At 39.9% G+C, this 13,729-nt stretch carries 12 protein-coding genes; 7 read left to right on the top strand and 5 right to left on the bottom strand.

Features of this window, described 5'->3' with window-relative positions; genetic code table 11:
* The first annotated feature begins 96 nt into the window (after positions 1-96).
* A complete protein-coding gene (lepA, locus tag NLX65_RS00710; protein WP_260536083.1) occupies positions 97-1,896 on the top strand; it encodes a translation elongation factor 4 in 1,800 nt (599 codons plus the stop codon).
* A 23-nt stretch (positions 1,897-1,919) separates the two neighbouring features.
* Here the strand turns inward: lepA and nth are convergent, their stop codons facing one another.
* Positions 1,920-2,558, bottom strand: coding sequence for an endonuclease III (gene nth, locus NLX65_RS00705; RefSeq protein ID WP_260536077.1), 639 nt, complete (start codon positions 2,556-2,558; stop codon positions 1,920-1,922).
* A gap of 55 nt (positions 2,559-2,613) precedes the next feature.
* Here nth and NLX65_RS00700 point away from each other — a divergent pair, with 55 nt between their 5' ends.
* Positions 2,614-3,330: an alpha/beta hydrolase gene (locus NLX65_RS00700; protein ID WP_260536067.1), complete on the top strand. Its 717-nt coding sequence runs from the start codon at positions 2,614-2,616 to the stop codon at positions 3,328-3,330.
* A 118-nt stretch (positions 3,331-3,448) separates the two neighbouring features.
* Here NLX65_RS00700 and NLX65_RS00695 read toward each other — a convergent pair whose 3' ends face one another.
* On the bottom strand, positions 3,449-4,669 hold the full coding sequence (locus NLX65_RS00695) for a hypothetical protein (protein ID WP_260536064.1): 1,221 nt from the start codon (positions 4,667-4,669) through the stop codon (positions 3,449-3,451).
* Between the two features lie 219 nt (positions 4,670-4,888).
* The gene (gene secDF / locus NLX65_RS00690; RefSeq protein WP_260536061.1) at positions 4,889-7,756 is read right to left on the bottom strand and encodes a protein translocase subunit SecDF; all 2,868 of its coding nucleotides are present in this window, start codon (positions 7,754-7,756) and stop codon (positions 4,889-4,891) included.
* A 265-nt stretch (positions 7,757-8,021) separates the two neighbouring features.
* Between secDF and NLX65_RS00685 the strand changes: the two genes are divergently transcribed.
* The 5 genes from NLX65_RS00685 to NLX65_RS00665 all read left to right on the top strand — a co-directional run bounded on the left by NLX65_RS00685 (position 8,022) and on the right by NLX65_RS00665 (position 12,266).
* Positions 8,022-8,162: a hypothetical protein gene (locus tag NLX65_RS00685; RefSeq protein ID WP_260536058.1), complete on the top strand. Its 141-nt coding sequence runs from the start codon at positions 8,022-8,024 to the stop codon at positions 8,160-8,162.
* Positions 8,163-8,242: 80 nt separating this feature from the next.
* Positions 8,243-9,727 (top strand): magnesium transporter, encoded by a 1,485-nt coding sequence (gene mgtE, locus NLX65_RS00680; protein WP_260536055.1) that lies wholly within the window; start codon positions 8,243-8,245, stop codon positions 9,725-9,727.
* A 156-nt stretch (positions 9,728-9,883) separates the two neighbouring features.
* Complete coding sequence (locus tag NLX65_RS00675; RefSeq protein ID WP_260536053.1) at positions 9,884-10,330, top strand: hypothetical protein; 447 nt, start codon at positions 9,884-9,886, stop codon at positions 10,328-10,330.
* A gap of 32 nt (positions 10,331-10,362) precedes the next feature.
* Entirely contained in the window at positions 10,363-11,628 is a 1,266-nt protein-coding gene (locus NLX65_RS00670; RefSeq protein WP_260536051.1) for a dihydrolipoamide acetyltransferase family protein, read from the top strand.
* Positions 11,619-12,266, top strand: a complete 648-nt coding sequence (locus NLX65_RS00665; protein WP_260536049.1) for an L-threonylcarbamoyladenylate synthase — start codon at positions 11,619-11,621, stop codon at positions 12,264-12,266. The genes NLX65_RS00670 and NLX65_RS00665 overlap by 10 nt, the downstream gene beginning before the upstream one ends.
* 225 nt (positions 12,267-12,491) lie before the next feature.
* Here the strand turns inward: NLX65_RS00665 and NLX65_RS00660 are convergent, their stop codons facing one another.
* Positions 12,492-13,076, bottom strand: coding sequence for a lipoprotein signal peptidase (locus NLX65_RS00660; protein WP_260536047.1), 585 nt, complete (start codon positions 13,074-13,076; stop codon positions 12,492-12,494).
* Positions 13,077-13,086: 10 nt separating this feature from the next.
* Positions 13,087-13,716, bottom strand: a complete 630-nt coding sequence (locus NLX65_RS00655) for a signal peptidase II (RefSeq protein ID WP_260536045.1) — start codon at positions 13,714-13,716, stop codon at positions 13,087-13,089.
* Between the last annotated feature and the right edge of the window lie 13 nt (positions 13,717-13,729).

Genomic DNA, 13,729 nt, shown 5'->3' with positions numbered 1-13,729 from the left:
AATGCAAAGATAATACTATTTTTTAAATTCCGTACCTTGCAGTACCATAAATGGTAAGACAGATCAAGACCTTGTTCCTTGAATTAACTAAGTTTAATGAAAAATATTCGAAATTTTTGCATCATTGCACACATTGACCATGGCAAAAGCACCTTGGCAGATCGTTTACTAGAAGCGACCAAAACGGTGGATATACGCGACCAAAAAAATCAAGTGCTCGATAACATGGATTTAGAGCGTGAACGTGGCATCACGATTAAAAGCCATGCGATCCAAATGGAATATATGTACGATGGTCAGTCCTACTTACTTAACTTAATTGATACACCTGGGCATGTAGACTTTACCTATGAAGTATCCCGCTCTATTGCTGCATGTGAGGGGGCACTCCTGGTAGTTGATGCGGCACAGGGGGTGGAGGCACAAACCATTTCTAATCTATATCTGGCCTTAGAGCAAAATCTAACCATTATCCCTGTTTTAAATAAGATTGACTTGCCAGGGGCCATGCCAGAGGAGGTAAAAGATCAAATCGTAGAACTCATAGGATGCGATCGAACCGATATTCTTGCTGCTAGTGCCAAACAGGGTATTGGGATTGATGCCATACTCGAAGCTGTAGTGAACCGTATACCTGCTCCTAAAGGGGATGAGCAAGCGCCACTTCAAGCAATGATTTTTGATTCATTATACAATACTTTTCGCGGGGTAGAGGTCTATTTTCGCCTCTTTAATGGAGCAATTAAAACGGGTGATCAGATTAAATGCATCAGTACAGATGCAGATTATAAAGTGGAAGAGGTGGGTATTTTAAAATTACAGCAAATACCTAAGCCATTTTTAGCAGCAGGTCATGTGGGCTATATGATTGCTGGCATTAAAAATGCAAGCGAAGTAAAGGTAGGAGATACGGTTACCCATGTAGATAAAGCGGGCCGTCCGGTAGGCACAATGATCAAGGGGTTTGAAGAGGTAAAACCTATGGTTTTTGCCGGAATCTATCCAGTAGATACAACTGAATACGAAGCATTACGAGATGCTATGGAAAAGTTAAAGTTAAATGATGCTTCATTGATTTGGGAACCAGAGAGTTCTGCTGCTTTGGGTTTTGGTTTTCGATGTGGTTTCTTAGGCATGCTCCATATGGAGATTATCCAGGAACGGTTAGAGAAAGAATTTAATATCATCATTATCACTACCGTACCGTCGGTACAATTTCATGTAATAGACGTAAAAGGTCGCCTAATAGATGTGCAAGCGCCTGCAGATATGCCTGATCCTACTACCATTGATCGGATTGAAGAACCACTTATGAAAGCACAAATTATCACAAAGTCAGAATTTGTGGGTGGTATTATGAAACTTTGTATGGATAGAAGAGGGATTTTTAAAAATCAAGTTTACCTAACGGCTGATCGTGTTGAACTTACTTTTGAGCTGCCCCTAGCAGAAGTGGTTTTTGACTTTTTTGATAGACTGAAAACCATTTCACGCGGCTATGCCTCCTTAGATTATGAAATATCTAGGTTTGCAGCTGCGGACCTAGTAAAGTTAGATATTTTATTACATAACGAAAAGGTAGATGCCCTTTCGGCTATTGTACATAGATCAAATGCTTATGAGCGGGGTAAGGTCTTATGTAAAAAGCTGAAGGAAATTATTCCTAGACATATGTTTGAAGTAAGTATTCAAGCAGCTATTGGTACGAAAATTATTGCCAGAGAAACGGTAAAATCATTGCGAAAAAATGTGATTGCCAAGTGTTATGGTGGTGATATTTCACGAAAAAGAAAACTTTTAGAAAAACAAAAGAAAGGTAAAAAACGCATGAGGCAAGTCGGTTCAGTAGAAATCCCACAAGAGGCTTTTATGGCGGTGTTGAAGTTGGATGACTAAACTGAAAGGGGTTTAGTGGGGGACTACGCTTTGGCACTTTCTTGATAGTAGGCGCAATATGCTTTAATAGGGCATGCCGTACAGTTGGGGTTTCGTGCTTTGCAAATATACCTGCCATGTAGTATAAGCCAATGATGGGCATGTCTGCGCCATTTTAAATCTATGATTTTTAATAGTTCGTTTTCTACTTTTTCTGGTGTGGTGCCCTTTGCCAGACCAATCCTTTTGGCTACCCTAAATACATGGGTATCCACCGCAATAGTTGGCTGGTTAAATAAACAATTTAATAGCACATTGGCTGTTTTTCTGCCTACACCGGGTAATTGCAAAAGTGCTTCAAAGCTGTTGGGCACACTGCTATTATAATGGTTGATCAATCGTTTGGATAGAGCAATAATATGTTTGGCTTTATGGTTAAACAAGCCAATGGATTTGATATACTTTTTTAATCCTTCTTCTCCCAGGCATACCATTTGCTCTGGTGTATCACACCATTCAAATAAAGGCTTTGTGGCTATATTTACCGATACATCCGTAGCTTGTGCAGATAATATGACCGTTACCAATAGGGTAAAGCCATTTTTATAGACTAGCTCTGTGGTAGGGTTTTGATTTTTATGGCTTAAAATCTCAAAAATTTTATCAACTATTGGTTTTTCCATAATATATTGATGGTGAAAGAATCATAGGGGTTACATGAACGTTACCATATACTGAATGGTTCCATCTATAGGTTGTAGCATAGATGATGCACCAACCTTGGCAATTTACAATAATAGCAGATCAACAATGAGTAATTTAATACATCCTGAAGCAGAGAGTAAAGTGCTACCAGTAAAAAAATTAGTAGTATTGTTGCACGGTGTCGGTTCTAATGGCCATGATTTGATCAAATTAGCTCCATACCTTAGGGAGGATTTACCAGATTGCCATTTCATGGCTCCACATGGAATAGAACCCTACGATATGGCCTCCTATGGACGGCAATGGTTCAGTCTACAAGATCGCACACCATATGTAATGCAAAGATTACTGGGAGGCAATGTAGCAGCAGTGACAGCTATTATTAAGCAAAAACAAATGACACTAAACCTTACCAATAAAGATACCATTGTGATCGGGTTTTCACAGGGGGCCATGATGGGTATCTATCTAACCCTTATACAGCCGGAACCTTTCTTATACACCATAGGCTTTTCTGGGTTATTGGTAGCCCCTTCGCAATGCATCAATGCCACTACACCCATTTGTTTGGTTCATGGCGTATTAGATAGCGTAATAACCGTAGACGCCATAGATCATGCCATAGACTATTTATCTGACCATAAGGTACCATGTAGCGCACATAAGTTAGCCGATCTTGCCCATTCGATAGACCATAGGGGGTTAGCCATTGCAGTTGATTTTATAAAAAATAGAGGGCTAAAGGCATAAAGGGTACAACAAACAAAGCAAGGGCAAACTGCCCTATAAGCTCCATTACCATAGAAGTGGTTATAAGGCATGGTTAAGCTGACCTTTTGTTTGATAAAAAAGTGGCCACCCTATGCCTTTACTTGGTACTATTTTTTTTACACAAAGATGCCAAATATATTTTAGTAATCGGTTTGATCATACCCAGTGAAAGCAAAGAGCATAAGACAAACCCTACAAACGGATGGGCTATACCCCATACAGGCGGAAGCACAATCCAAAATGGTACCAAAGTACCAATGCCATAAGCAAAAGATTTGACCACTGCATCCCCCACTAAAATAACATGGGCGAGTTTGTCCTTTTGCGTTAAAGCTTGCCCTATAATCGCAATAGCCGTTCTGAATAAATAGAGTCCCATGCCATACAATAATGCCGTTGCCTGAAGATAACCTGGCTGCTGCACATAAAAAGCGATAATCGAAGCTACTACGATACAAATAGGGCTAATATTAAAAAAACAAATAATACACTTAGGTCTTCTTTTTAAGATCCATGACCCACATATGCCACTTAGAATAAAGCCTAGGTGCATCAAACTCATGCTATAGCTATGCAATTGTGCATTGACTTCGCTATTGCCGTTAGCCATTCTAGCAACCAAAATGGGCAAACTGACCGTATAGGCTATCGTTGCAATGTAGCTCACCAGGCGAAAGCTCGTGATACGTAATAGGCCAGAGTTTTGAACGATTTCTTTAAAGCCTGTCAACATACCAGATGGCTGTACTGCCATTTCTTTTGCACCAAGGTCTCGGAGCAACTGCCAGGGTATGATACGCAAGATGTAGATACCACTACAAAGTAACAAAAGCATTTTGAAGCCCATCATGGCCAGTAAGTTTTTCGCTACTATAGGTGCCAACACATTAAAACACTGTAAAAAAATTTGAAAAGTGGAAAAAAAGAAAGGCTTATCATGCGCCCCTATTTGTCTACTCATAAAAGCAAAACCATTGGAGTGTTCAATACTCATAATGCAGGCAAGGGCCCATAATGTGAGGGTACAAATGCGTAGATTCACATCATTGTATACCGACAAGATGCACAAGGTAGCAGTTGCGCATAATAGCGCACCTATACCTATGGTATAGGAAGAAAAACGTTTGAAAAAAAAACCACCAATTAAACCAGCAAAACCAATCCCTAACAAACTAGCTGGCTCCAAGTAAGCTGCAGAAATACCACTGCTATCTTTTTCAAACAAAGTGATTGAAAAACCAAGTACTAAAATAGTAGGTACTATTGTACCCAGGCTATTTAAGACCATATAAATAGGAATAATGTGTTTTGTTTTCATAGACATACCTTATTTATTTGGGTTATCATGCCTAGTAGGCCGCTTGTGGAACGCGATGGCTGATGGCCATTTTGAGGCTTCTCTATGCTCCTCAAATAGCGTAAGTATGCTGCAGTGCACGACAGCGCTTTCCCTAAACATTGCTTGCCACAAATAGGTTGCAAAAACGGCCTATTTGTGGCAATGACGTTATCGATTTTGGCATTCGGTTGTGATCTACTATTTGGTAGCAGCAAACTTACGACCAAAATCTGCTAAAAGAGGGGCTGCAATGCAGATAGAAGAATAAGTGCCAAACAATACACCTAGTAATAATGCAAAAGAAAAGCTTCGTAATGCTTCTCCCGCAAAGCAGAACAGCACAGTGACAGTTAATAAGGTTGTAAAAGAGGTAATAACTGTCCTACTTAACGTTTCTCTAATCGCATCATTAATAATGGACCTGGATATATCCGTAGCCTTATTGGCTAACCTTTCCCTTATACGGTCAAAGATAACCACTGTATCATTTATGGAATAGCCAATAACTGTAAGGATAGCAGCTAAGAAGACTTCATTGACTTCATAACTCATGCCAAAAGCACGTGCGATACAAAATCCAGCTATGACCGCTAAAGCATCATGTATAAGCGCCAACACAGCTGCTAAGCCAAATGCCCACCTTCTGAAGCGAAATGTAATATAAAGAAATATACCTAATATGGAAAGAACCATGGCTTTTTTTGCGCTTTTTTGCACATCCTGTGCCACAGTAGCACCTACTTTGGTACTACTGGTAATCATAAAGGAATGGTCGGTTGCCAAGGTATGCTGTTCCTTCAATTTGGTTAAGGTTTGCAACGCAGTAACTAGTTTGTTACGTACTTTTGCATCGGAGGTAGCCATATCCTCATTGCACAAATAGTTGGTCGTGATTTGTATCACATTATTGGCACCATAGGTACGCGCCTCTACGCCTTGCTTAAATTGAGCAGATAGCCCCTCCTTAAGCATAGAGGCCTCTATAGGCTTAGCAAAATGAAACGTATAGGAACGACCTCCGGCGAAATCTACGCCCAGAGGGAGCCCTTTATAGTGGTAAAAGCAGCAAGCGCCAATGGCTATGAATAATAAAGAACATGCGTAAAAACGGCAACGATTTTTGATAAAATCAACCTGCACATTTTTAAAAAGTATAGGTAGGCATGGATACGAAAAGGTCAATTTTGGGGTACGATAGTGGTCCATAAAGAAAGAGAAAATCAACCTGGTAATACATATGGAAGCAAATACAGAACTGATGATGCCAATCATTAAGACAAGGGCAAAACCACGAACTGGCCCCTGTCCCAAATAATAAAGTATTATCCCAGCAAGAAAAGTGGTAATATTGGCATCAATAATAGAGCTATATGATTTGGCATACCCCCGTTGGATGGCTTCTTTAATGTGCACTTTTTGCATGCGTTCTTCTCGTATTCGTTCAAATATCAATACATTCGCATCTATGGACATACCAATGGTAAGGACCAAGCCAGCAATACCGGGCAGGGTTAAAGTAGCATCCAATTCCGCTAGAATACCCACAATAAATAGTAAATTAAATAAGAGGGCTACATTGGCTATAAGTCCTCCTTTTGCATAATAAACGAACATAAAAAGCAACACCAGACCCAAACCTACCGCTGTGGCCACCAGGCCTTGTTGTTGGGCTACTTTACCCAAACTAGGCCCTATAATTGCTTCTTCTACCATTCTAAGTGGCGCTGGCAAAGAACCTGTTGCCAACACACTGGCTAAATCTTTGGCTTCTTCTATCGTAAAATGGCCAGATATCTGAGAATGCCCATTTGGAATTTCTTGATGGACTACTGGGGCAGAATAGACCCGATCATCTAAAACGATCGCGATACGTTTGCCAACATAACTTGCCGTAATACGTTTCCAGCTATGTGCCCCTTTCTGATTCATTTTTATATTGACTATTGGTTTTCCACTATTTTGATCAATGTCTTGAGCCGCATGTGTAATAATATCTCCTTCTAAAAGGGGTTTCTGGTCTCTGGTGCGTTGAATCGCATAAAGGGTTACTGCCTGGGTATCATCGTTTAAGGTTTGTGCTTTTCTTTCCCACATCCAGGTAATCTCTTTAGGTAATAAAGCTTGCACTTCTTTGCTGCGCAGCAGGGCCTCTATTCGGTTCATCTCTTCAGGCGCATAGGCTAACATATAAGGGAAGGGGGCTTTACAAAGCCTTTTGAGTATCGACTCTTTAGGCATGCGTTGCGTTTTCTCGGCATCTGTAAGTCCAAGGGTTGCGGCTATGGTTGCTTTTTCCTTTTTCAGTAACAAGGCATTCACAGCTTCTAATGCGGAACGATAGGCATCAGCCTCTGCTACTGCCCAGAAACGCAACTGCGCTACACCCTGTAGTAATTTTCTAACCCGATCGGGATGGGTAACACCTGGCAACTCTATTTGAATTCTTTCACTGCCAGATAACTTTTGCATACTGGTTTGTGTAGCGCCAAAGCGATCTAATCTAGCACTTATAATGGTAAGCGAACGATCTAAGGCCTTGGCAATTTCTTGATCAATGGTTTTTATAATATCTTCTTCACTAGAAAAAGCCCTTACCCCAGCAGCAGTAAAAATATCGGTTAAGCTTCCGTTCGGGGCAAGCTTTTTATAAGTGGATACAAAAAGCTTGCCAAATGAGTCACCCGGTTTGCGCACCTGTTGTGCCAATTGGAGAGCTTCTAAAAAATGCGCATCTGTCGTATAGGCGGCCAATCCTTTTACAAGCTCTATAGGCACAAGCTCCATGGTGACATGCATGCCACCTTGCAAATCTAACCCAAGTTTAAGTGCACGCTCTTTGACCGCTTCGTAGGTATAGGCAGAACCAAACAGATTGTAAACAGGCTTTTTCCATATATCCATTAAATAAGTTTGACGTTTATCAAAGTCTATCCTACCCTGTGCATCCATGGCTTGTTGCTCCGCTTGGCGTTGTACCCGGTAGTCTACAAAGGTAAAAGAGAGGTAATAAAGTGAAAGAAAGGAAATAACAATGGTTAGAAAAAGTACTATTTTTTTAGATTGCATTGGATTTAAACAAGTTTAAACAAATTCAAACAAATATATTTTGTTTAATCTATTAAAGCAAATCATAATGGTCCACCTATCTGCACAGATTGAATCTACTGGTATACGCAGCCCCAATGGCGCTAACTTAAGGTGTATATTTTATTGATTGTCAAATAAAAATATATATTCGCGCCATTGGTTAATAATGAATTTTATTCCACTTTTTTCTTGATAAAAAAGTGGAATAAAAAATCAAGCCCTCGGTAAAAGCTACTTATCCATTATGAGAACGCTAGGCCTGCCCTACAACGGTTCTACGGGTGTATGGTGTTTTATACTATATAATGTATATAATTTAGATTTACCTATTGGTAATTTACTTCAGATTCTCTTAAATTTACCTTTCGTTAAGTCTTCCTCTTGACTCTACTTGTAGTTAGAATAGGTGGGGGCTATGTTTTAGTCTGGGAATCATGTTATTTTTTTTACAAGGTTCCTTTGGCTATGCTCGTTCTTTTAGGAGGGGTTACAAATCTATTCTCTCATCTAGGCTTGTTAAGCATGGTTGTGCCATATGGAACAAAAAAAACTACGATTATGAAACTAAAAGGGGAATATAAGTTTTTTAAGTGGATGCGTTTGCTCAAACAGCAGCAGGAGAAGCGGTTGACCTATTGTTTGGAGCGTGCATCACCTATCGAGGTGGCTAGATTCTTTGAAAATCAATCTTTTGAGTTGGTTATAGGAATATTTAGCACCTTATCTATCGCACGACAGGGCGAAATATTTGCCTTATTGAACGATAATGAGTTGCAGATGCAAATCTACCATAGCATTCCGAAAAGTAGTTTTGCAAAGATCTTTTCTTGTATGCCCTCTGATTTACGTGTTGATTTTTACCAACGACTGAATAGTAAAGACCATGCCCGTTTATTACCCTATTTGAGTAGAAAGGTGCGAGAAGATGTGATTATGCTCAATTCCTATGTACCAGATACGGCGGGGGGTATTATGAATACAGATTTTGCAACGGTCTTAAATTCAATGACGGTAGAAGAGGCCATCGCTAAAATCCGGGAGGATGCACCCTCTAAAAAGATGCTGTACTACATTTATGTAGTAGATGAAAAGATGAAGCTGGTTGGCTTTATTTCTTTAAAAGACTTGGTCATGCGTTCTCCTCAAGAGAAGATAGAGACCATACTCAATGTAAATTTTGTTTATGCTACGGTTGATGAGGATCAAGAAGTCGTTGCCAAAAAAATTGAACAATATGATTTGGTAGCTATTCCTATTCTCAATCAAGAAGAACAAATTGTAGGTATTGTCAGCTATGACGATGCTATAGCTATTATCAGGGCGGAGCAAGTAGAGGATATGGATAAATTTATGGGTATTACTTCAGAAGAAGATGCACCAGATTATCTAAAGGTATCTAGTTTACAGCACCTTAAGAAACGAATCAAATGGATTGTAGTAGTATTTATAGCCAGCATTGTGAGTCATTCTTTTACACATGCTAAAAGCACGCTTTTTAATCAATTTAATCTAATTTTTTATTTGAGTATGATTACGGATACTGGAGGCAATGTAGGCAGTCAAGTTGCTTCAGTAGTGCTCCAAGCATTGAATCGCGGCCAAGTCACGCTATCTGATTGGGTTAGGATTATTTTAAAGGAATTAAGGATTGCCATTATGTTGGCTTCTGTTTTATTTTTTCTTGCTTATATTAAGGTATTTTTAACTTCTAGTCTGGATGTAGAAACCAATAGACACTATCAGGTAATGTTTGTAGTGGCCTTGAGTATTGTATTACAAGTTGTTTTTTCTGCTTTTATAGGAGCGGCTTTCCCGCTGGCCGCTAAGTACTTTAATGGAGATCCTGCCGTAGCGGCAAGCCCTGCCATTAATACAACTGTAGAATTATTGGGCGTACTCATTTATTATATAATCATCTATTGGCTTATTTATCCAGTCAGTAGCTGTTAGTCCTGGTTACAAACCAGGCGTGGTTTTTAAATTTTTTAGCTGTATAATGAAGAATCTATCTTTACAGGTTCTATCCACTTTTTTTGCCTGACTTAGGAACTGTATGCCATGCGCTTAAGCTTATTTTATTTCATACAATATTGGACTTTGTTATCCGTGACAAGTATCTATTTTTCTTCCTGTTTCACAGGCACGAAATGCAGCGAGCTGGTGTTGCGCGATGAGCTGATGAGGCCCCTGCTAGAGGCATCTGCGTATATTACAGGCACGTACCAGGCAATGGATGAGCATGGCCATATAATGAGCGAAACAACCGATCATCCGAAGGATCTCGAAAAAGCGCATCAATCACTTGTAGCGTTAATGCCGCAACTAATCCCCTATCAAAAGACTATACAGCATCCAATTGCATCAACGCTCTTAGATGATATGCATAACCAATTATGCAAATTGGAAAAGGATATAGAAGAAAGGCTACCCGATGGCCTGGATAAAAATCAGTTCAGAAAAGAATTGAAGCAGTTGGCTCAATATCTCACTTCTTTAATGGATAAAAAAGATGTCTCCCTAAACTCCACGACTTATCATAGCCCAACGGACTAATGGTAGGGGTTTAATTTTTAAGTGTAGTTGGTATGTCCTTAATAACGCTTTACTTACCTAAGATGGGTGAAAGTGTGGTAGAAGCGATTGTGTTGCATTGGTGTGTCAAGGAGGAAGAAGTAGTGATGGAAGGGGCACCTCTGTTGGAGGTGGCCACAGATAAAGTTGATGCAGAGATTCCTGCTATTTACACGGGTAAGATTAAAAAATTATTGGTCAACAAAGGAGAAGTGGTCGCCATTGGCGCACCGATTGCTTTATTAGAAGCTGAAAATGAAGTTTCACCGTCTACAGCCCATGAACAATCTTTTGTAGACCCAAAACCTACTGTAGCAGCTATTACCCCATCACCTAATAGGGGGGGGGATTTTCCTACTTATAGCCAGGTAAAGCTCACACCTGTAGCCAAGCATATGGCCCACAAGCATCTGATTCCATCAGATGTGCTAACAAGACTAGCGGGAGATACTAGGGACAATCGGGTGACCAAATCAGTGATTGCAGACTATTTAAGTAAACATTTACCTACCCATACTACGGAGCACCATTTATTTCATGAGACCGTTACGCCCCTAGAAGGGGATGAAGTGTTCCAAATGGATCGTGTAAGAAAACTAATTGCAGATCGCATGGTGGCATCTAAGAAAATAGCGCCGCATGTTACCTCTTTTATACGTGCCGATGTAACGGAACTCGTTGCCTGGAAAAATCAGCATAAGACTGTTTTTGAAGAAAAACATGGAATTAAATTGAGTTACAACTCTATTTTTATGGCAATGATTGCGCGTGCCTTACAGCACTTCCCGCTCCTCAATGCCGTAATGGTAGATGATCAGATTATTAAACGCAAGCATATTAATATAGGTTTTGCGGTAGCACTGCCAAATGGTAATGTATTGGTTCCTGTGGTCCATCAAGTAGAGCAGCTTGGGTTGGTACCATTGGCGCGACAGATCGATGCTTTAGTTCAGCAAGCACGTAATGGGACGATTATGCCAGACGCATTAACCGGTGCCAGCTATACCATTTCTAATATCGGTTGTTTTGATAACTTGATGGGTACACCTATTATTGTGCAACCACAGGTAGCTATTCTTGCCTTAGGTCTTATTGAAAAACGCCCTGCTGTGGTTCATGTAGAGGGAAAAGCAACCATAGCGATTCGTGATGAACTTTTCCTATCCCATACCTACGACCATCGGATTATAGATGGGGCCATAGGTGGAGGATTTTTAAAATATCTGGCTAAGGCATGTGCATCGTTTGTCGAGAACATAAAACAGTATCCATGTACATAAAAAATATTCCATTAGACACCTCTGATCTATCTGCTGCTCAATACGCTGCATGCTTACTCAATAGAGGATGTGTAATAGCTGTACCTACCGATACGGTTTATGGCTTGGCCTGTTTGGCTCAAAATAAGAAGGCAGTAAAAAAAATATTTCAGATCAAACAGCGTAGCAATGATAAACCCATTGCCATTTGTATTGGATCTATTCAAGAGCTATCTAGATATGGTAAGATAGACGCAACGATTACGCCTTTGCTCAACGCATTGCTCCCTGGTCCGGTTACGCTTCTTTTCGAAGCATTACCATATATTAATAAAAGTTTGGTTTCCAAAACAAATTTGGTTGGCATCCGAATGCCATATCACCCATTCATGATGCATGTTGCGGGCATGTGTCATGCAGCCATTGCGTTAACCAGTGCCAATAAAAGCAGTGAAACCAGTTGTTTACAAGTGCAGGAATTTAAGGAGCTCTGGCCTGAATTGGACGCCGTTTTTGATGGAGGTATTTTGGGTGCCATTGATCCGATGCGGTTGGGTTCTACCATTGTGGACCTCTCTGTTAAAGGCTCTTTTCGGATTATAAGATATGGATGTGCGCTGGATTATGTACAAAAACATATGGACCTCATTTTAGGCTAAATATTTATATCTCTTCAAGTCACTGGTTTTTTTTAAAAGAAAGACACCTCTGTATGATGCCACTTTCAGCGGCTTTTTACCGAGGGCTTGATTTTTTGTCCACTTTTTTATCAAGAAAAAAGTGGGATACAATCCATTATTAACCAGTAATGTGAACAGATACAACCGCTGTTATGAATAGACACAAATATTTATTCAGCCAATAAGTCATTTTTACCTTGGTCATTAAGGTTTGGGATGAGGGGTTGGATGAAATAGACATAAAATAACTACCAATCCAGCCGATACAGCCACATCAGCTATGTTAAAAATGGGCAGACAATATATATAGTACCCACCCCAAATAGGTACCCAACTAGGCATCGCACCAGACCAAAGGTCAATATGTAACATATCAATGACCTGTCCGTAGAACCATTTCATGGGCGCATCAGTAGGTGCATTATTCAGATAGACACCATAAAACATACTATCTATGCTATTGCCAATAGCACCCCCTAGAACCAAAGCCCATCCGCAGATCCAAGCAACAGGTGCATGACGTCTGATGGATTGAATGATGTGCCAAAAAATATATAAAGAAGCCAAAACACGGAAGGTGGTAATCAATAACTTGCCATACTTAAACCCTAGATGGATGCTAAATGCCATGCCAGGATTTAAAGTATAGGTAAGCTTGAAAATATTTCCCAAAAGGTTAATGTGCCCATCTGTTCCCATTTCCATATGGTTGTAGACCCAAAGTTTAGAGGCTTGATCTGCCAAAACAATAAACAATACAATAGAAAAATATTTTATAAACCGTTGCATATAGAAATTTTTATACGATATAATCCGTTACTTGACCCTTGTTGTTTAATGGCACCAATGCCTTAAAAGAGCCAAACATGAACAGAAATCCGAGAAAAATAGCTAAATCTGCTATATTGAAAATAGGCAACACACAGATCTCTTGCCCGCCACAAATAGGTACCCAATGGGGTAATACACCAGACCAAAAATCAAGATGGAGCATGTCAATAACTTGCCCATGAAACCATTGCATGGGCGCTATATCAGGTGCATTATTTAAATAAACACCATAAAAAATACTATCAATGGTATTACCAATAGCACCTCCTAAAAGCAAGACCCATCCCCAAATCCAAGCGGCCGGGGTTGACCGAGCCAATGACCGAATGATATAAAGCATAATATAGAGGGAAGCAAAAAGACGCACACAGGTGATCAGTAGCTTTCCATATTTAAAGCCAAATTGTAACCCAAAAGCCATGCCATAATTCAGCACATAGGTTAACTTAAATAGGTTTCCTAATATTTTTATATGGTAATCTAGCCCTAACTCCATATGGCTATGGACCCAAAGCTTGCATCCTTGATCTGCAAAGACCACCAGCAACAATACTAAAAGATATTTTCCGTGTCGTCTCATGCTACCATAACGTCTCATATATGCTTTACAA

This window comes from Candidatus Cardinium sp. TP, assembly GCF_025215055.1.
Taxonomy (GTDB): Bacteria; Bacteroidota; Bacteroidia; order Cytophagales; family Amoebophilaceae; genus Cardinium.
This window is presented reverse-complemented; position numbering and strand designations above follow the sequence as displayed.